Source organism: Sedimentitalea sp. XS_ASV28 (assembly GCF_041224545.1).
GTDB lineage: Bacteria > Pseudomonadota > Alphaproteobacteria > Rhodobacterales > Rhodobacteraceae > Sedimentitalea.
In genome coordinates, this window is the sequence record NZ_JBGFGP010000151.1 from 17,071 (window position 1) to 34,349 (window position 17,279).

Consider the following 17,279-nt stretch of genomic DNA (forward strand, 5'->3'; position numbering starts at 1 on the left):
GGCGCGCGCCCTTATCTCTGGTGAAAGGAGAGCGTTTCAATGCGACTGGTCTACATCATCCCGGCCCTCGGCTTCTGCGTAGCCCTTATGGCCTCCGCCCTGTCGGTCGATGCCAAGGACAAACCCTATGCCGACAAGGGTTGCCCACCGGGGCTCGCCAAAAAATCACCGTCCTGCGTGCCGCCGGGCCAGGCGAAAAAATACAACGCGCCTTATCGTATCGGCGACCGGATCCTTGACGGCTACGTGATCGTCGAGCGGCCCGGTCGCTATGGGCTGGACCCAAGCCAGACCTATTTCCGCGTCGGGGACAATATCTTTCGGGTCAATCGCGAAACCCGGGAAGTGCTCGATTTCATCGGCGCAGCGGCGGCTCTTCTGGACTGAAGACTGGCAGGCTCACTCCGCGGCCAGCCGCTCTCCGGTCAGCATCGGCTTCAGGTATCGTCCGGTATGGCTGCCCTCCACCTCCGCAACCTCTTCGGGCGTGCCCGTGGCGACAATCTTGCCGCCGCCATCACCGCCCTCCGGGCCGATATCGATGATCCAGTCGGCCGTCTTGATGACATCCAGGTTATGCTCGATCACAACGACCGAATTTCCCTGCTCCACCAGCTCGTGCAGCACCTCCAGCAGCTTGCGGACATCCTCGAAATGCAGCCCGGTTGTCGGTTCGTCCAGAATATAAAGCGTGCGCCCGGTGGACCTCTTGGCGAGTTCCTTTGACAGCTTGACCCGCTGCGCCTCGCCCCCTGAAAGCGTGGTGGCCTGCTGCCCGACCTTAATATAGCCAAGCCCCACCCGCATCAGCGCATCCATCTTTTCACGGATCGACGGCACCGCCTTGAAAAACTCCTGTGCATCCTCGACCGTCATGTCCAGCACGTCGGCAATGCTCTTGCCCTTGAAGCGGATCTCCAGCGTCTCGCGATTGTACCGCGCGCCTTTGCAGGTCTCGCAGGTGACATAGACATCCGGCAAAAAGTGCATTTCGATCTTGATCAAGCCATCGCCCTGGCAGGCCTCGCAGCGCCCGCCCTTGACGTTAAAGCTGAACCGGCCCGGCTTGTAACCGCGCGCCTTGGCCTCCGGCAGCCCAGCGAACCAGTCGCGGATCGGCGTGAAGGCCCCCGTATAGGTCGCCGGGTTTGACCGCGGCGTTCGCCCGATGGGGCGCTGATCTATGTCGATCACCTTGTCCAGATGTTCCAGGCCCTTGATGGTTTCACAAGGCGCAGGGGTCTGCCGCGCACCGTTCAGGCGCATCGAGGCGGTCTTGAACAGGGTTTCAATCGTCAGGGTGGACTTGCCGCCACCGGACACCCCGGTGACACAGACAAATTTGCCAAGCGGGAATTCAGCCGTCACGGATTTCAGGTTGTTCCCGGTCGCCTTGACCACCTTGACCGCCTTGCCCTTGCCCTTGCGCCGCTCTGACGGGATCGCGATCGACCGGGTGCCGGCAAGATACTGCCCGGTGATACTCTGAGCGTTCGCCGCGATCTCGTCCGGTGTGCCCTTCGCCACCACCTGCCCGCCATGCACGCCGGCGCCCGGGCCAATGTCGAAGACATAATCTGCCTCGCGGATCGCCTCTTCGTCATGTTCGACCACAATCACCGTATTGCCCTGATCGCGCAGGTTCTTGAGCGTATCCAGGAGCCGGTCATTATCGCGCTGGTGCAAACCGATACTGGGTTCGTCCAGCACGTACAGCACACCGGTCAGACCGGACCCGATCTGGCTGGCCAGACGGATACGCTGGCTTTCGCCGCCGCTGAGCGTGCCGCTCGAACGCGACAGCGTCAGATATTCCAGACCGACATTGTTCAGAAATCCCAGACGTTCGCGAATTTCCTTGAGGATCGCGCGGGCGATCTCGTTCTTCTGGTTGCTGAGGTAATCCGGTACTTTCTGACACCAGGCATAGGCCTCGCGAATGCTCATCTGCACCACCTGACCCACATGCAACAGCGCGTCCCTGTCACCGGTTGCCGGGCCGATCTTGACGGCCAGCGCCTCTTCGCGCAGCCGGTAGCCACTGCAACTGCCACAAGGCCGGTTATTCTGGTAGCGCTCGAATTCCTCGCGGATCCAGTTGCTGTCGGTCTCACGATAGCGCCGTTCCATGTTCGGGATGACACCCTCGAACACGCGTGTCACCTCGTAAACGCGTCCGCCTTCGTCATAGCGGAAAGGAATTTCTTCCTTGCCCGACCCATAGAGGAACACCTGCTGCACCTTTTCGGGCAGATCCTTCCATTTGGTGTTGCGGTCGAATTCATAGTGCTTTGCAATTGCCTCGATGGTTTGCAGGAAATACGGGCTCTTGCCCTTGCGCCAGGGGGCCAGCGCACCGTCATAGATTTTCAGGTTCTGGTCCGGCACCACCAGCCGCTCATCAAAGAACAGCTCTTTTCCCAGCCCGTCACATTCCGGGCATGCCCCGAACGGCGCGTTGAACGAAAACAGACGCGGTTCGATCTCGGGAATGGTGAAACCACTGACCGGGCAGGCGAATTTCTCGCTGAACGTGATGCGTTCGGCATCGCCCTCACGCGGCGCGGTTTCGAGAATGGCAATCCCCTCGGCCAGGTCCAGCGCGGTGCGCAGACTGTCGGCGAGGCGCGTTTCCAGCCCCTCGCGCACCACCAGGCGATCGACCACCACGTCGATGTCATGGCGGTATTTCTTGTCCAGCGTCGGCGGCTCGTCGAGTTCATAGAATTCACCATCGACCTTGACCCGCTGAAAGCCCTGCTTGCGCAGTTCAACGAATTCCTTGCGGTATTCCCCCTTGCGATCGCGCACGATGGGGGCCAGCAAATAGCCGCGCGTGCCCTCTTCCATCGCCATGATGCGATCGACCATATCCTGCACCTGCTGCGCCTCGATCGGCTCGCCAGTGGCAGGGGAATACGGCGTTCCCGCCCGCGCGAACAGCAGGCGCAGGTAGTCGTAGATCTCGGTGACGGTGCCGACCGTCGAACGCGGGTTCTTGGATGTCGTCTTTTGTTCGATCGAGATGGCCGGCGACAGACCGCTAATATGATCGACATCCGGCTTTTCCATCATGTCGAGGAACTGACGCGCATAGGCCGACAGGCTCTCGACATAGCGGCGCTGTCCCTCGGCATAGATGGTGTCAAACGCGAGGCTGGATTTGCCAGACCCGGACAGGCCGGTGATCACCACGAACTGATCGCGCGGGATATCCACGTCGATACTCTTGAGGTTGTGCTCGCGTGCGCCCCGCACTTCGATATTTTTCAGTTCAGCCATCATGCCCTCGTTTCACGGTTAACACATAGTGACCCCGGGCTGAGTCTCCAACAGAAAAATAAGAACATTACAAGAACGAAAGTCTTTTCGACGCACGAAGGTCTCCGTCCTCGCGACGCCGCCACAGGCATCAGCCGAGTTTTGACAGGGCACACCCTGCCCCGCTAGGATTTATCACGACGCCAACACCGCCCTAAACCTGCGAAAGGGGAGTTTGCGGATGCCTTCGATGTACCTGGTCGCGAACGAGGTCTTCTTTACCTCATACGGGCATATCCAGTTCGTCTTTGATGCCGATGACAGCTATGGCAGCGGTGACGAGCGCGAGATCGAGGTTCAACCGACCTCGCTGGGCTTTGGTGACTGGGATGTCAGCCCGGTTCAGAACCTCGACATCCCCTCTGGTGTCGACAGCGTCGCGGTCAGGCTCGACATGCCGCAGGGCCGCAATGTCTCCGACATCTGGGACCTGCTTGCGAATGTGCGTGATTTCTTTGCCGGGATTACCGTGGACTATCGGCTTGGAATCACGGGGTCCATCGAAGGGCAGAACAGCAACACCTACATCACCACCCTCGCGCATATTGTCGGTCTCGACATTGCCCCGGCTATCGCAACCCTGCTGGCATCGCATCACATCGGCGCGTTGCCCGGTCTCGACCGGAACGTGCTGTTTGACCATATCACCTCGAACGGGAGCGCGCTGCCGCCGGTCGCGCTGAGTCTCGCCGGAACCGATGGGGCCGACATACTCGCCGGCGGCGACGGGGCCGACACCCTGAGCGGTGCACAGGGGCGCGATATATTGCACGGGTTCGGCGACAACGACACGCTTAGCGGCGGAAACGGGCACGACACCATTTTGGGCGGGGATGGCGACGACACGGCCAACGGCAATCACGGGCGGGATCGGATCGCCGGCGAAAACGGCGATGACATATTATCCGGACAGGGCGGCAACGACCGATTGACCGGCGGCGCGGGCGACGACCTGCTGCGCGGCGGGGCCGGGGCAGACTGGCTTGCGGGCAACGCTGGCTCTGACAGGCTCTGGGGTGGCAAGGACGCGGATGTGTTGCGCGGTGGCCGGGGGCATGACGATCTCTTCGGCCAGGGCGGCGATGATGTTCTGCACGGCATGGCTGGCAACGATGTGATGAGCGGCGGCGGCGGGTCCGACGTTTTCCTGTTTGACGGCCTGAGCTACGAAGGACGGGACGAAATCACCGATTTCATGATCGGAACCGACATCCTGCGCATATCCGGGCTGGTCTTTGACGATATCGTGATTGAAGGCGGGGACACGGCTCTCATAGCGCTGGATGACAAGACCGAAATATCGCTGAACGGGATTCCTGCCGCGCATATCGGCGCAAGCGATTTCGAGTTCGTATAGGTCCGCCGATTCGTCATCTCATATCATCACGATCAACGAATGACGGTGGCGCGGGTCGGAATCGTGCGGGTCCGCGTGGCCGCCACTCCCGGTTTTGTTCCACGTCCTGTGGGTGATGGCTGTCCGACCGCGCGAGGGGCGGCCGGACTCCAGGGGCATCACGACAGGTGATGCACCTCTTGCAAGCCGTAGACGGGCGTATCCAGGCCTTCCTGACGGGCCTTGATCTGAAGCGCGAGATACAGCGAATAATGTCGCGACTGGTGCAGGTTTCCACCGTGCAGCCAGAGGTTTGGTTGCTGCGTCGGTTTCCACATATTGCGCTGTTCACCTTCCCATGGGCCGGGATCCTTGGTGGTGTCCGACCCCAGACCCCAGACCTTGCCGATACGGTCAGCGACCTCCTGGCTGATCAGATCGGCGGCCCAGCCGTTCATCGATCCGTATCCCGTTGCCATGACGACAAGGTCGGCTTCGAGACGGGTGCCATCGGACAGAACGACCGCATCTTCCTCGAAATGATCGACCTGTCCTTTAACAAGCTTCACCTCGCCATCGATGATCAACTGGCTGGCACCGACGTCGATGTAATATCCCGATGCGCGGCGCAGGTATTTCATGAACAGACCCGAGTCATCGTCACCGAAATCAAGTTCGAACCCGGCCTTTTCCAGCCCGGCATAAAACGCGGCATCGCGTTCGCGGATCTGATCGTAAACCGGCTTCTGGAATTCATGCATGATGCGATAGGGCAGCGATGCAAAGATCATGTCGGCTTTTTCCGTGGTCACGCCATTGGCCACCGCCTCTTCGGAATAGAGCGCACCGAGCCCGATCTCCATCAGCGAATCCGAGCGCACGATATGGGTCGATGATCGCTGAACCATCGTGACGTCTACGTCATGTTCCCAGAGTGCCGCGCAGATGTCATGGGCCGAGTTGTTTGAGCCGATGACAACCACCTTTTTCCCGGTCCACGCATCCGGCCCCTCGTGTTGCGACGAGTGCTGGATCTCGCCCTTGAACCTGTCCATGCCGGGAAATTCCGGCATGTTCATCTTGCCGGACATGCCCGTTGCCAGAACAAGCTGCGTGGGTTTCAGAACAACTTTTTCACCGTCGCGGTCGACCTCGACGGTCCACTCTCCGGCCTCTTCGTCAAAGCTCGCCTTTGTGACCTCGGAGCGGGTCCAGTAGTTCAGTTCCATAACCCTGGTGTACATTTCCAGCCAGTCGCCCACCTTGTCCTTCGGGGTAAACACCGGCCAGTTATCCGGGAATTTGATATAGGGCAGATGATCGTACCAGACCGGGTCATGCAGGCAGAGCGACTTGTAGCGGTTGCGCCACTGATCACCGGGGCGGTCATGCTTGTCCAGCACGATGGTCGGCACCCCAAGCTGGCGCAAACGTGCACCCAGCGCGATGCCTCCCTGTCCGCCGCCGATGATTACCGTGTAGGGCTGGGTGTCATATCCCAGCGTGGCGGCCTCGGCCTCGCGCTCTTCCTTCCAGGTGCTGCGGTTCTTGGCGGCGCCGTGCCTGGCCCCCATCGGCCGCCGTGTGCGACGTGGTTCTTCATGGCCCTTCAATTCCTGCAAGGCGGTCAGCAAGGTCCAGATGCGGTCATCCCTCAGCCGGATCAGTCCCCAGCCGCGCCCCAACGCAGTTTCAAAGGTGATCCATGCGGTAATGACGCCGCCCTCCTCGGTCGGCATTTCGCCCTCCTGAAGCCTGAAGTCGGATGGTCTGATCGATGCAAGCTGGCTGTCCAGCATGTCGCCGATCTGTGCGGGGCCCTCGGCCGTCTTGATATTCCAGGTAAAGGCCACCAGATCGCGCCAATAGCTGTCGGTTGCAAACTGCGCCTTGATGCGCTCCACGTCGCCGGCGGCAAAGCCTTCGTTCAGCGCGTCCAGAATGGCCTGCGTGCGGGTTGTCACTGTTGAATTGAGCATTGCGTATCCTCCTCATTCGCGTCTCTGTGGCGCAAACTCTGGGTTACGATACCGGCATCACGCCAGTGTTTTAACGGGGTCTGAAACCGAAAACCGTGCCCGCGCCGGGTTGGCGTTGCACGCGCAACAGCGTGCAACACGGTCGCTCAGGCGGGCGGGGTCAGCCCTTCGCGTCGCATCCGTCGCAGCACGGTCGAGCGATTGACCCCCAGACGGCGCGCCGCCTGCGACATGTTCCAGCAGCAGGCTTCGAGCACCTCTTCCAGTGTTTCCTCTGCCGCGATACCGGTGTCGGTTCCGGCCGGTTGCGGCAGGTCGGGCAGGTCGATAACCTCGCCATCGCATAGGGCGACCGCCACATCCAGGAGCCGTTCAAGCTCGTGCAGATTGCCCGGCCAGTCGCGCCCCGCCAGATCGGCGCGCGCGGCGGGGGAAAGGCGCAATTCACCCCCGGTGCGACGCCGCAACAACCGATCAATCAGCCACCCGAGATCCTGACGTCTGCGCAAGGGCGGCAGCGTCAGCACCGCGCCCGACAGACGATAGAACAGTGGTTTGTAAAACTGCCCGTCCTGCACGGCCATGCCCAGGTCGGCGCAGCTCGTCACGATGAGCCGCAATCCCGGTCGCTCATCCAAAAGCGCGGTCAGCAGAACCTGAAGATCGGGCGGCATGTCCTCGACCCGGCGCAGCACGAGCGTGGCACGGGTCTGACCCGGCGGTCCGAGAGCTTCGGTCAGGCGGTGACAGGATTGCGCCGCACACTCGATGCCAATCAGATCACGGCGTTCGCCGCCCGCCACGTGGATCGCCCGCGCCAGCCGCATCTTACCGGTGCCGGTTTCGCCTGACAGGAGCACAGGTACGTCCGTACCGGCGAGCCGTTCTGCCTGTAGCAGCAGTTGTTGCATCGCCGGATCATGGCCCGCCAGCGCATCCATCGGGCCTGCCTTGTTGCGCATTCGACGCGCCAGAGCCCCGCTGCCGCGCGGCGCTTGCGGAGCGATGGCATGACCAAAAAGCGCGCCCCCGTCCGGCATGTTGACAACCCGGTCCTCGGTTGGCCTATCCCGCATGAGGTCAGGCAATTCATCGACCGACAGGTCCAGAAGGGACTCGATCCGCCGCCCCAGCAATCCGCGCCCATCGCCCCCAAAGAGCTTGCCCGCCGCACGGGTAAACCCGATCACGCGGCCAGAGCCATCCAGCGACACCGCCGCTTCGGGATCGACATCCAGAAACTCGGGATTGGCTGACAGGCGCAACACCCATTCGCGCCGACTCTGGGCCATCAGATTGGCCATTTCCACCCGCCGCGCCGAAGCCGACACCAGGCTCATCGCGAGATTCTGGCTGGATTTCGGCAGGGGAGACTGCAAAAGCGAGATATTCAGGACCGCTGCCAATTGCCCCATGCTGTCAAAGATCGGCGCGGCGGTGCAGGACAACGCGGTATGGGCGTTGCCGAAATGGTCATCCTGATGAATCGTTGTTGGTTCGCCCGTCACGATGCAGGCACCGGCAGCATTCGTTCCGGCCAGATCCTCGGACCAGCGCGCGCCCATGAACAGACCCGCGCCCCGCAACTCCGCCTCGAAATCGGGGTCCCCGAAGAAATCGACACAGACCCCTTTGGCATCCGTCAGCAGCACGGTGTAGTTCTGGCGGGCGACCTGCCGAAACAGGGTCTGCAGGCCGGATCGCGCCGACGCGATCATCTGTTCCGCCTGCATCCGGTGTTCACGCAGCTCGGTTTCGGTGACTATATGCGCCGGGTCGGAGCGCGCCGGGTCCATGCCATAGACCTCGACACAGCGCTTCCATGACGCGGATACCGCGCTGTCGCGTCCGGTTGCGCATCCATCCAGAACGCGCTCGATTTCCTCGACATGCTCGCGTGCGATCGTCCCCTCCCTTCATCGCTCTGATCCAGAGGGATAGCACAGAACGACCGCGAAAACGACAAGCCAAAAGGTCGGAGATGCGGCGAAACCCATATCCGACCCCCGATGTTCAGGCAGGCATGCGCAAACCCAGGATCTCGCGGGCCTGCTGCCATGTCGCAACCGGGCGTTCATATTTTTCGCATATCTCGACCGCGCGGCCCACAAGCGCCGCGTTCGACGGGGCCAGCGTATCGCGGTCCATCCGCACATTGTCTTCGAGTCCGGTTCGGGCATGTCCGCCACTGGAAATTGCCCAGTCATTCAACAGGATTTGCCGTGCGCCGATGCCTGCCGCGCACCAGTGGGCATCGCGACCGAACAGACGCTTGACCGTTTCCACATAGTAATCGAACACGTTCCGGTCGGCGGGCATCGCGTTTTTCACCCCCATTACGAATTGTACATAGGGTGTGTCCCTGATCTGGCCCATCTCGTGCATCTCTGCCGCCTTGAGGATGTGGCTCAGATCGAAGGCTTCGATTTCCGGTTTGACGTCGTGCTCCAGCATCTCCGAGGCCAGCCAGTCAACCAGATCCGGCGGATTCTCGTAAACGCGGGTCGGGAAGTTGTTCGAGCCGACCGACAATGACGCCATGTCCGGGCCGAGCGGCAACATGCCGCCACGGGCGCGGCCCGCCCCCGACCGCCCGCCTGTCGAAAACTGGATGATCATGCCGGGACAGTGCTTTTCCAGACCCTCTTTCAAGCGTGCGAACTTGTCGGGATCGGATGACGGTGTCTGATCGCTGTTGCGCACATGCGCATGGCAAATCGTGGCGCCGGCCTCGAATGCCGCGTGGGTCGACTCGACCTGTTCGCTGACCGAAATCGGGACCGCCGGATTGTTTGCCTTGGTCGGCAATGAGCCGGTGATCGCAACGCAGATGATGCAGGGTTTTGCCATGATGCCTCTCACATGTCGAAAAAAATGGTCTCGTCCGGACCCTGAAGATGGATATCGAACCGATATTCGCCCACGGAAACCTTTTTGGCCAGCAGGGTCGGGATACGGTTCTGATGCTCGATCCGTGTCAGGATCGGGTCGGTCGCGTTGGCAGCCGCCTCGTCCTCGAAATAGATGCGCGTGTGCAGGCCGATATTGATGCCACGCGCCACCACCCATGCGGTGATATGCGGCGCCTGCATCCGCCCGTCCGGGAACGGAACCGCGCCGGGTTTGACCGTTTCAAAGCGGAACTCGCCGGTCGTCATGTCGCCGGGCGATCGCCCCCAGCCGCGGAAATTCGGATCGGCCCGGCCCCGGGTCTCGTTGGTCGAGGGGAACAACCCGGCCGCATCCGGCTGCCAGATCTCGACCAGCGCATCGCGCAGCGGCGTGCCCGTACCGTCATAGACGATCCCCCGCAAGGTGATCTCCTGCCCCTGTACCGGGCCGGTTTTCATCGACGCGCCAAGATCGCCGCCGTAAATCTCGATCCCGGTAAAGTTCGGCGTGCATCCGATATGCACATAGGGGCCGGCGGTCTGGCTCGGGCTTTCCTTGAGATAGGGAGGTTGCCGCGTCATGATCAAAGGCCCTCCAGGCGGTTCTCGAAACAGCTCTGACGGCGGCCACGCAGCACGATATCGAACCTGTAAGCGCGGCTGTCCATCGGCACCGTGTGATGCATGTCCAGAAGCGCGGTCAACGCATCCACCGCTTCCTGCGATTTCAGCCCGCCCACGATCGGGCAGAGCCTGATATGCGGGTCGCCCTCGAAATACATCTGGGTGATCAGCCGCTGTGCAAATCCGTGTCCGAAGATCGAGAAATGGATATGCGCGGGCCGCCAGTCATTCATGCCATTCGGCCAGGGATAGGGTCCGGGCTGGATCGTGCGAAATTCATAGGATCCGTCATCGGCCGTGATCGTGCGCCCGCAGCCCCCGAAATTCGGGTCAAGCGCCGCCTGATAGCTCTCTTTCTTGTGACGGTATCGCCCGCCCGCGTTGGCCTGCCAGAATTCGATCAAGGCGCCCGGCACGCCCCGCCCCATTTCATCCAGCACCCGGCCATGCACGATGAGCCGGGGACCAATCGCGCTCTCGCCCGGCCTGGCAAAATTGTGGATCAGGTCGTTATCGAGCTCTCCGATCGTGTCGTGACCGAACACCGGCGATGTTTCCTCGCTCAGGGTCGTCGGAAAGGACAGCAACGCCGCCTGCGGGCTGCGCTTGACGCTGGTCTTGTAGCGCGGCGTCAGCGCGTCTGGCTGCCAGTCACGATCGCGCGGTACAAATCCGCCGGCTTGCTTGATCAGGCTCATAACGCGACCCCCAGTTCGGTGAATGTTTGCTTCGCCAGCTTGATCGCGTGGTTCGCCTTGGGCACGCCGGCATAGACCGCCACATGCAGAAAGGCCTGCATGATCTCGTCCGGGGTCGCACCGGTATTCCGGCTTGCGCGAACATGCATCGGAATTTCCTCGAAATTGCCCGTCGCGGCCAGAAGCGCAAGCGTCAAAAGGGACCTATCCCGCCGCGAGATGGTATCATCTGCCCAGAGCGTGCCCCACGCCCCTTCGGTAATCATCGTCTGGAACGGCGTGTCAAACGCGGTCCTGGCCGCTTCGGCGCGATCCACATGCGCATCGCCCAGCACCTCGCGGCGCACGGTCATGCCCGCTTCAAATCGATCTTGCATGGCATCTCTCCTCATCATCGGTGCCGAAACGGCCAAATCCCTTGCGCGTCCTCAATATGGCAGGCCAACGTAATTCTCTGCCATCGCCTGTTGCGCCGCCCTGTTCGCACGCAGAAACTCCAGCTCGGCCAGTTGCATCTTGAGGTCAAAGGCGGATTGATCCGGATAGCGATGCAACAGCGACGAAAACCACCACGAGAATCGCTCGGCCTTCCAGACGCGGGCAAGCGCCCTTTTGGAATAGGCGTTGATCCCGGCCTCGGACCCGTCCCGGTAATACTCTCGCAGGGCGTTGTAGAGATAATGCACATCCGACGCCGCGGTATTCAGCCCCTTGGCACCGGTGGGCGGCACGATATGCGCAGCATCACCACAGAGGAACAGCCGCCCCCAGCGCATCGGTTCCGTCACGAATGACCTCAGCGGCGCAATGGATTTCTCGATCGACGGCCCCGTCACCAGCGTGTCGGCCTGCGCCTTGGGAATGCGCCGTTTCAGTTCTTCCCAAAATGCCTCATCCGTCCAGTCGGCGGGGCTGTCGCTCAGCGAACACTGGATATAATAGCGGCTCAGATGGTCATTGCGCATGGAGCACAGCGCAAAGCCGCGTTCGGAATTGGCATAGATCAGCTCGTGATTGACCGGTGGGGTTTTGCTCAGCACACCCAGCCAGCCGAAGGGATAGATCTTTTCATATTCCCGCCGCACGGTCAGCGGAATGGCCTGGCGACTGACCCCGTGAAAGCCGTCACATCCGGCGACGAACTCGCAATCGATCCGGCGCGCCGTGCCATTGCGGGTGTACTGCACATGGGGCCGGTCGGTATCGGCGTCGCGGATCATGACGTCGTCGACCTCGAACTCGATCTTGCCGCCCGCCTTTTCGCGCGCATCATAGAGGTCACGGGTCACTTCGGTCTGCCCATAGATCAAGACGGGGGTGCCGGTATGCTCCGCAAAGTCGATGCGGAATATCTCGGATCCGTACGAGATCAGCGCACCGTCATGCGAAAAGCCCTCCGCATGCATCCGCCCGGCGCATCCGGCCTCTTCCATAAGCCTGACAAGACCCTGCTCCAGAACCCCGGCGCGGATACGGCCCAGCACGTAATCCCGCGTCTTGCGTTCGAGAATGACACTGTCGATGCCGTTCACATGCAAAAGTTGCGACAGCAAAAGACCTGCCGGACCGCCTCCGATGATCGCAACCTGTGTTCGCATTGTCCTCTCCCAACCGGTTGCACGCAGGTTAATTGACCTTATCCTGTATGAAAAATGACAAATTGCGCCGGTAACTTGCCAATATGGAATACAAGAAATATCGCCAGATCAAGATGCGGCACCTGCTGGCCTTTGTCGAAACCGTGCGCTGCGGTAGCCTCAAGGCGGCATCCGAGCGCATTTTCCTGACCCAGCCCGCGATTTCCAAGACTCTGAAAGATCTTGAAACCATTCTTGGCGTATCACTCATGCACCGGGATCGCGGCGGTGTCGTGCTCACCCGAGAGGGGGCTGTGTTTCGCCAGTTCGCGGAACAGTGCCTTGCCGCGCTCAGCCACGGGCTGGCCAGTCTGGACGCGCTGAGTTCCGGTGCGGCCACTCCGCTGCGGATCGGTGCCCTGCCCAGCGTTGCGGCAGACCTGTTGCCCGACGTGATCCAGCGTTTTGCGGAACTGTCACCGCCCACGCCCGTCACCGTCGAGGATGGCCGCATCGGCAGCTTGCTCGAGAGATTGCGCTCGGGCGATCTGGATCTCGTCGTCGGGCGTATGCCCCGCCCCGAGAGCATGGCAGGGCTTTCCTTCACCCAGCTCTACGCCGAACAGGTGGTATTCGCCGTGGCAGCCGATCATCCGCTGGCCCATGCCACGCGGCTGGATGCGCTTTCGGACTGCCGCATTCTCTACCCGCCCAAGGGTGCAGCCATCCGCCCGCTCGTCGACCGTTTCCTGATCGCGCATGGCGTCGCCGATTGGACAAATCGCATCGAAACCGTATCCGGGGCCTTTGGGCGCGCAATGACGCTGGGCCCGGCGCGGGCGATCTGGATCATCAGCCAGGGCGTCGTCGCCCGCGACATCGCGGCGGGCCGCATGGTCGCATTGCCGATCGACACCCGCGCGATGGCCGGACCCGTGGGCATCCTGGCGCGGGCCGAAGAAGACCCCACCCCGCCCGTCCGGCTTTTCCGACAAGCCATTCTGGACGCGACAGGCAAAGCAACGGCGCGTTGATCAGCCGGCGTCTTTCGCGCCGATATGGCGGATTTGCCTCAGGAGCCGATCCGCATTGTCGAGCGCGGCACCGGAGAGTTCGAGCATCGCTGGCAATGTCATCCACTCCACCGCCCAGGCCGCACCGGACCGCTCCTGCTCGTGGATCATCGATTGCGCCAGTATCCCCTGATGACCACCGACAACCCGCGCGAGCGCGACCAGAACCTCGGACCGGACCGGATTCTGCTTGTGCGGCATGGCCGATGACCCGCCCGCCCGGTCAAGCCGCACTTCGTCGATCCCCTGCTGCGCCATCAGCGCGATATCCTGACCGATCTTTCCCAATGTCCCGCAGAGCGCGGTCAGCCAATGTCCGATCTCGAGCATGACGGCGCGATCAGTATGCCAGACCGGCGAGACGCGCAGCCCAAGTGCTCTGGCAACACTTGCCGCGACGGTTTCGGCGCAACCGGCTGGCGCATCGCGCAGACCGACCGCGCCGCCCACCTGCACCACGCCGATCTCGTCGATCAACAGATCCAACCGCTCTCGCCGGGCACGCATCGGGGTGCGCCAGTCCTCGATCCGATCCCCGGCGGTGATTGGCAACGCCAACTGCATCCGAGTGCGCCCCGAAATCGGATTGTCGGCAAATCGCGCGTCGAGATCCTCAAGACGGCGCAGGATTGCATCGCAACGGCTTTTGAAGATCGCGAGCACCGCGCGCACCGTCAGGATCATCGCGGTATCGATGACATCCTGGCTCGTGGCACCGGCATGGATGGCCGCGCGGGCCTCTTCGGGCAGAGCGGCTTTCATCTGGCGCACCAGCGCGGGCACAGGCAGCCCATCGACATCCGATCCCCGCGCCAGCGCCGCGAAGTCCGGCTCGAACCGCGCGATCGCGGCAAGCGCTTCGTCCGCAATATCGGACGGAACCGCCCCGGCATCCCGCAAGGCGCGGGTCCAGGCGGTTTCGAATTGCACCATCCGGGCGCAGAAGCGATCGGCTGAGAACTCTGCAGCGACGTCCTCGTCCTGAAACAGGGTGCCCCACAGTTGCGTTCGGGTGAGTGCGTTGCTCATACTGGCAGACCTACGTTCCTTTCGGGATCAGAACAAGCGGCACTATGAGCGTCCAATCCTGTGTTTCGCAAGAGCCGGTCAGGCCACATTGTCCGCAGCGTCGCGCGAGAGCGCGTCCGCAGGGCAAGCAGTCCGATGTTCAGGCCACCTCGCGCGGGGCCGTCCGCGCCGCCAGCCTGAGCGGGACCGGCACCGTGAGGATCACAAGGCATATCACGACCATCGCCACTCCGATCCAGCCAAGGGCGGGCAAACGCTCTCCAAGCACAATCATCGCCAACAGAGCGGCGACAACCGGTTCCAGCAGGGTGATGATCGTTGCCGTGCTGGCCGCCACACGGGCCAGCCCGAACCCAAAGCACAGATAACCAAGGAACATGGGCACCACGGCCATGTAAATCCCGACAGCGGCATTCGTCCAGGACGCCAGGAACGGAGCACCCGTCACCAAGAGCACCGGCAACAGGAACACTCCACCCAGACCAAAGGTCGCGCCCATCGCCACAGAAGAGCGCATGCCCCCCAGCATCATTTTCCGCGCCGACCAGGAATAGAGCGCATAGGTCAAACCGCCAATCGTGCCCAACAAAACACCGAGCGGGACCGAGTCTCCTCCGATTGCCTCGTGTTGGGACAGGCTCTCGGCACTACAGATCAGCGCCATGCCGATCAGCCCGATCAGGGCACCGATGGCCCAGCGCCGCGACAGCCTGACACGATCCAGCAGGTATTCGATCAATGCAGACAGCAACGGAGCCGACCCGAGTGTGATCACGGTACCGATGGTCACGCCGGCCAGACGCATCGCGCCATAGAAGGCCAACGGGTAGATTGCCACCGCAAGCGCGCCAGCGATCAGCAGACCACGCTGATCCCAGAGCATCCAGCGTGCGCGCACGATGCCCCGGGCCGCCACCAGGGCCTGTGCGATGCCGCCAATCCCCATCGCCGCGGCACCGATGGCCGCCGCGCTCACATCGGGCGCAAAGCGCGCGGCGGTGCCGGTCGTTCCCCAGACAACCGCCGAAAACAGGATCGCGATCACCCCCCAGGCATGGCCCGACATCATGTCAGAGTTCCTTCAGCATGTCCTGGACAATCGCCCGCGCCGCGCGGATACGGGCCGTGTCGCCTTCAAGCCCGGCCCGGACCATCGCCCCTTCGAGCAGAAATGCAATATGCTCGGCGATCCGCGAAACCCGCTGCGGGTCGTCGGGAAGCAGTTCGGCGAGATGCGCGGTCAGGATCGCCTCGACCTCTTCCTTGTGCCTGCGCACCGCGTCGCGTCCTTGCTCTCCCGCCTCAAGCTCTGCCGCCGCGTTCAGCAATCCGCACCCGCGGAATCCCCGCTCATAGTCAAATTCCGCGTGATCCCGATAGGCATCGAATACCGCCAGCACGCGCGCACCCGGATCGCAGGCCGACGCGACCCGCCTGTCATACAGCGCCATCCATTCGGCATGGCGGGCGTCGAGGTAGGTGTTCACGAGATCCGCCTTGGAGGCGAAGTTGTTATAGAGGCTCTTCTTGGCAACCCCGGCACGGGCCACAATGGCGTCAATCCCGGTGCCGCTGATGCCGTGGTTGTAAAACAACTCCATCGCCGCCTTTAACAGCCGATCCCGCGCAGGTGCTTTTGACACGGAGTTCGTTTTGGTCATCGCGATTCTCAACATAGTAGGTAGACCGGTATACCTATAATTCTGATCCACGAAAGTTCAACGATTCTCTTAGCGCCTCTCGGCCGTTAATCCGCATCACCGGCGCGACGGCGGGCTTTCACAGCCCGCAGATGGTGCCGCTACCCGGCATCCGGCGCGCCAAGGCCTCGGGAAATCGTGCTCGCTGCAACGCGGACCAGTTCGCCAATCTCGGCAATACGGTCCAAGCCCATCCTGTTCGTAGGTCCGGAGACCGAGATCCCCGCGACTGCTTCGCCATAGAGGTTGAGGATGGGCGCCGCGACACAGCGCATGCCGCCCGTGCGCTCTTCATCGTCGAATGAATAACCCTGCGCCCGGATCTGTGCCAGTTCGGCGCGCAACCCGTCGGGCGTGGTGATGGTTTTGTCGGTGAACCGGTCCTGACGACAGGTCCGGAAATAGCGGGCCAACTGCTCTTCGCCCAGCCTCGACAACAGCGCCTTGCCGATCCCCGATGCATGCATCGGCGACAGGGTGCCAGGCGGGAAAAAGGCGCGTATGGATTCGTTCGTTTCCACTTGCGATACAAACATCACTTCGCCTTGCCGTTCGATGCCGAGGTTCGATGTTTCCCCGGTGGCCTGCATCAGTTCGTGCATGACCGGTCGGCTCCGTTCGGCAACGCTGCTGCGCCGCAGAAAGGCCGAGCCAAGCCGAAACGCCGTCGGACCGATATGCCAGGCCTGCGCCGCCGGGTCCATTTCCACGTATCCGCGCGCTTCCAGCGTGCTGAGCACCCGGTAGATCGTTGCCGGAGATTGATCCAGTTCCGTCGAGATCTCGGTCAGGGTCAGCCCGCCGGAATTCGTCAGCCTGTCGAGCACTTCCAACGCCCGGTCCAACGACTGGATCGTGATTTGCGCCGTCTTCCCCGAGAAGGATTTCGGACGGCCGCGCTTGCGGGGAGTCTCTTTCGCCATGCCTGCTCCGCAGATTGTTTTGCTGCGAATATTCTGTTCTGAAAATTCATTCTACTCAATGAAAAAACCAGTACATTGATTTTGTGAAATAAATTATGAATTTCTCATTTTGAAAAATAATTTCAAAA

Annotated in this window: 15 protein-coding genes; 3 read left to right on the forward strand and 12 right to left on the reverse strand. The window is 61.8% G+C overall.

Features of this window, described 5'->3' with window-relative positions:
* Nucleotides 1–39: 39 nt before the first annotated feature.
* Nucleotides 40–387: an excinuclease ABC subunit A gene (locus AB9K34_RS16445; RefSeq protein WP_369955518.1), complete on the forward strand. Its 348-nt coding sequence runs from the start codon at nucleotides 40–42 to the stop codon at nucleotides 385–387.
* Nucleotides 388–399: 12 nt separating this feature from the next.
* On the opposite strand, the gene uvrA is transcribed toward AB9K34_RS16445, so the two are convergent.
* Nucleotides 400–3,282, reverse strand: a complete 2,883-nt coding sequence (uvrA, locus tag AB9K34_RS16450) for an excinuclease ABC subunit UvrA (protein WP_369955519.1) — start codon at nucleotides 3,280–3,282, stop codon at nucleotides 400–402.
* Nucleotides 3,283–3,502: 220 nt separating this feature from the next.
* On the opposite strand from uvrA, the gene AB9K34_RS16455 reads away from it, so the two are divergent.
* Entirely contained in the window at nucleotides 3,503–4,678 is a 1,176-nt protein-coding gene (locus tag AB9K34_RS16455; RefSeq protein ID WP_369955520.1) for a calcium-binding protein, read from the forward strand.
* Nucleotides 4,679–4,836: 158 nt separating this feature from the next.
* On the opposite strand, the gene AB9K34_RS16460 is transcribed toward AB9K34_RS16455, so the two are convergent.
* From AB9K34_RS16460 to pobA, 7 genes are all read right to left on the reverse strand, one after another.
* Nucleotides 4,837–6,636, reverse strand: a complete 1,800-nt coding sequence (locus tag AB9K34_RS16460; RefSeq protein ID WP_369955521.1) for an NAD(P)/FAD-dependent oxidoreductase — start codon at nucleotides 6,634–6,636, stop codon at nucleotides 4,837–4,839.
* Between the two features lie 146 nt (nucleotides 6,637–6,782).
* Nucleotides 6,783–8,432 (reverse strand): sigma-54-dependent Fis family transcriptional regulator, encoded by a 1,650-nt coding sequence (locus tag AB9K34_RS16465; protein ID WP_369955522.1) that lies wholly within the window; start codon nucleotides 8,430–8,432, stop codon nucleotides 6,783–6,785.
* Between the two features lie 217 nt (nucleotides 8,433–8,649).
* Nucleotides 8,650–9,486, reverse strand: coding sequence for a 3-keto-5-aminohexanoate cleavage protein (locus AB9K34_RS16470; RefSeq protein WP_369955523.1), 837 nt, complete (start codon nucleotides 9,484–9,486; stop codon nucleotides 8,650–8,652).
* 8 nt (nucleotides 9,487–9,494) lie between these two features.
* Nucleotides 9,495–10,109, reverse strand: coding sequence for a protocatechuate 3,4-dioxygenase subunit alpha (pcaG, locus tag AB9K34_RS16475; RefSeq protein WP_369955524.1), 615 nt, complete (start codon nucleotides 10,107–10,109; stop codon nucleotides 9,495–9,497).
* Nucleotides 10,110–10,111: 2 nt separating this feature from the next.
* Nucleotides 10,112–10,849, reverse strand: coding sequence for a protocatechuate 3,4-dioxygenase subunit beta (pcaH, locus tag AB9K34_RS16480; protein ID WP_369955525.1), 738 nt, complete (start codon nucleotides 10,847–10,849; stop codon nucleotides 10,112–10,114).
* The gene (pcaC, locus tag AB9K34_RS16485; RefSeq protein ID WP_369955526.1) at nucleotides 10,846–11,226 is read right to left on the reverse strand and encodes a 4-carboxymuconolactone decarboxylase; all 381 of its coding nucleotides are present in this window, start codon (nucleotides 11,224–11,226) and stop codon (nucleotides 10,846–10,848) included. Before pcaC ends, pcaH begins: the two co-directional genes overlap by 4 nt.
* A gap of 51 nt (nucleotides 11,227–11,277) precedes the next feature.
* The gene (pobA, locus tag AB9K34_RS16490) at nucleotides 11,278–12,447 is read right to left on the reverse strand and encodes a 4-hydroxybenzoate 3-monooxygenase (RefSeq protein WP_369955527.1); all 1,170 of its coding nucleotides are present in this window, start codon (nucleotides 12,445–12,447) and stop codon (nucleotides 11,278–11,280) included.
* Between the two features lie 83 nt (nucleotides 12,448–12,530).
* Here pobA and pcaQ point away from each other — a divergent pair, with 83 nt between their 5' ends.
* On the forward strand, nucleotides 12,531–13,460 hold the full coding sequence (gene pcaQ / locus AB9K34_RS16495) for a pca operon transcription factor PcaQ (protein WP_369955528.1): 930 nt from the start codon (nucleotides 12,531–12,533) through the stop codon (nucleotides 13,458–13,460).
* Here pcaQ and AB9K34_RS16500 read toward each other — a convergent pair whose 3' ends face one another.
* From AB9K34_RS16500 to bhcR, 4 genes are all read right to left on the reverse strand, one after another.
* A complete protein-coding gene (locus AB9K34_RS16500; protein ID WP_369955529.1) occupies nucleotides 13,461–14,528 on the reverse strand; it encodes a 3-carboxy-cis,cis-muconate cycloisomerase in 1,068 nt (355 codons plus the stop codon).
* A 139-nt stretch (nucleotides 14,529–14,667) separates the two neighbouring features.
* A complete protein-coding gene (locus AB9K34_RS16505; protein WP_369955530.1) occupies nucleotides 14,668–15,597 on the reverse strand; it encodes a DMT family transporter in 930 nt (309 codons plus the stop codon).
* Between the two features lies 1 nt (nucleotide 15,598).
* On the reverse strand, nucleotides 15,599–16,189 hold the full coding sequence (locus AB9K34_RS16510; RefSeq protein ID WP_369955531.1) for a TetR/AcrR family transcriptional regulator: 591 nt from the start codon (nucleotides 16,187–16,189) through the stop codon (nucleotides 15,599–15,601).
* 140 nt (nucleotides 16,190–16,329) lie between these two features.
* A complete protein-coding gene (bhcR, locus tag AB9K34_RS16515; RefSeq protein ID WP_369955532.1) occupies nucleotides 16,330–17,151 on the reverse strand; it encodes an HTH-type transcriptional regulator BhcR in 822 nt (273 codons plus the stop codon).
* Nucleotides 17,152–17,279 lie beyond the last annotated feature (128 nt).

Bases quoted from the DNA above. Each gene is read 5' to 3' on its own strand.
- AB9K34_RS16505 (WP_369955530.1), bottom strand. From the start codon at position 15,597: ATGATGTCGGGCCATGCCTGGGGGGTGATCGCGATCCTGTTTTCGGCG.
- pcaQ (WP_369955528.1), top strand. From the start codon at position 12,531: ATGGAATACAAGAAATATCGCCAGATCAAGATGCGGCACCTGCTGGCC.
- bhcR (WP_369955532.1), bottom strand. From the start codon at position 17,151: ATGGCGAAAGAGACTCCCCGCAAGCGCGGCCGTCCGAAATCCTTCTCG.
- AB9K34_RS16470 (WP_369955523.1), bottom strand. From the start codon at position 9,486: ATGGCAAAACCCTGCATCATCTGCGTTGCGATCACCGGCTCATTGCCG.
- pobA (WP_369955527.1), bottom strand. From the start codon at position 12,447: ATGCGAACACAGGTTGCGATCATCGGAGGCGGTCCGGCAGGTCTTTTG.
- pcaG (WP_369955524.1), bottom strand. From the start codon at position 10,109: ATGACGCGGCAACCTCCCTATCTCAAGGAAAGCCCGAGCCAGACCGCC.
- AB9K34_RS16460 (WP_369955521.1), bottom strand. From the start codon at position 6,636: ATGCTCAATTCAACAGTGACAACCCGCACGCAGGCCATTCTGGACGCG.
- pcaC (WP_369955526.1), bottom strand. From the start codon at position 11,226: ATGCAAGATCGATTTGAAGCGGGCATGACCGTGCGCCGCGAGGTGCTG.
- AB9K34_RS16510 (WP_369955531.1), bottom strand. From the start codon at position 16,189: ATGACCAAAACGAACTCCGTGTCAAAAGCACCTGCGCGGGATCGGCTG.
- pcaH (WP_369955525.1), bottom strand. From the start codon at position 10,849: ATGAGCCTGATCAAGCAAGCCGGCGGATTTGTACCGCGCGATCGTGAC.
- AB9K34_RS16500 (WP_369955529.1), bottom strand. From the start codon at position 14,528: ATGAGCAACGCACTCACCCGAACGCAACTGTGGGGCACCCTGTTTCAG.
- AB9K34_RS16445 (WP_369955518.1), top strand. From the start codon at position 40: ATGCGACTGGTCTACATCATCCCGGCCCTCGGCTTCTGCGTAGCCCTT.
- AB9K34_RS16455 (WP_369955520.1), top strand. From the start codon at position 3,503: ATGCCTTCGATGTACCTGGTCGCGAACGAGGTCTTCTTTACCTCATAC.
- AB9K34_RS16465 (WP_369955522.1), bottom strand. From the start codon at position 8,432: ATGGACCCGGCGCGCTCCGACCCGGCGCATATAGTCACCGAAACCGAG.
- uvrA (WP_369955519.1), bottom strand. From the start codon at position 3,282: ATGGCTGAACTGAAAAATATCGAAGTGCGGGGCGCACGCGAGCACAAC.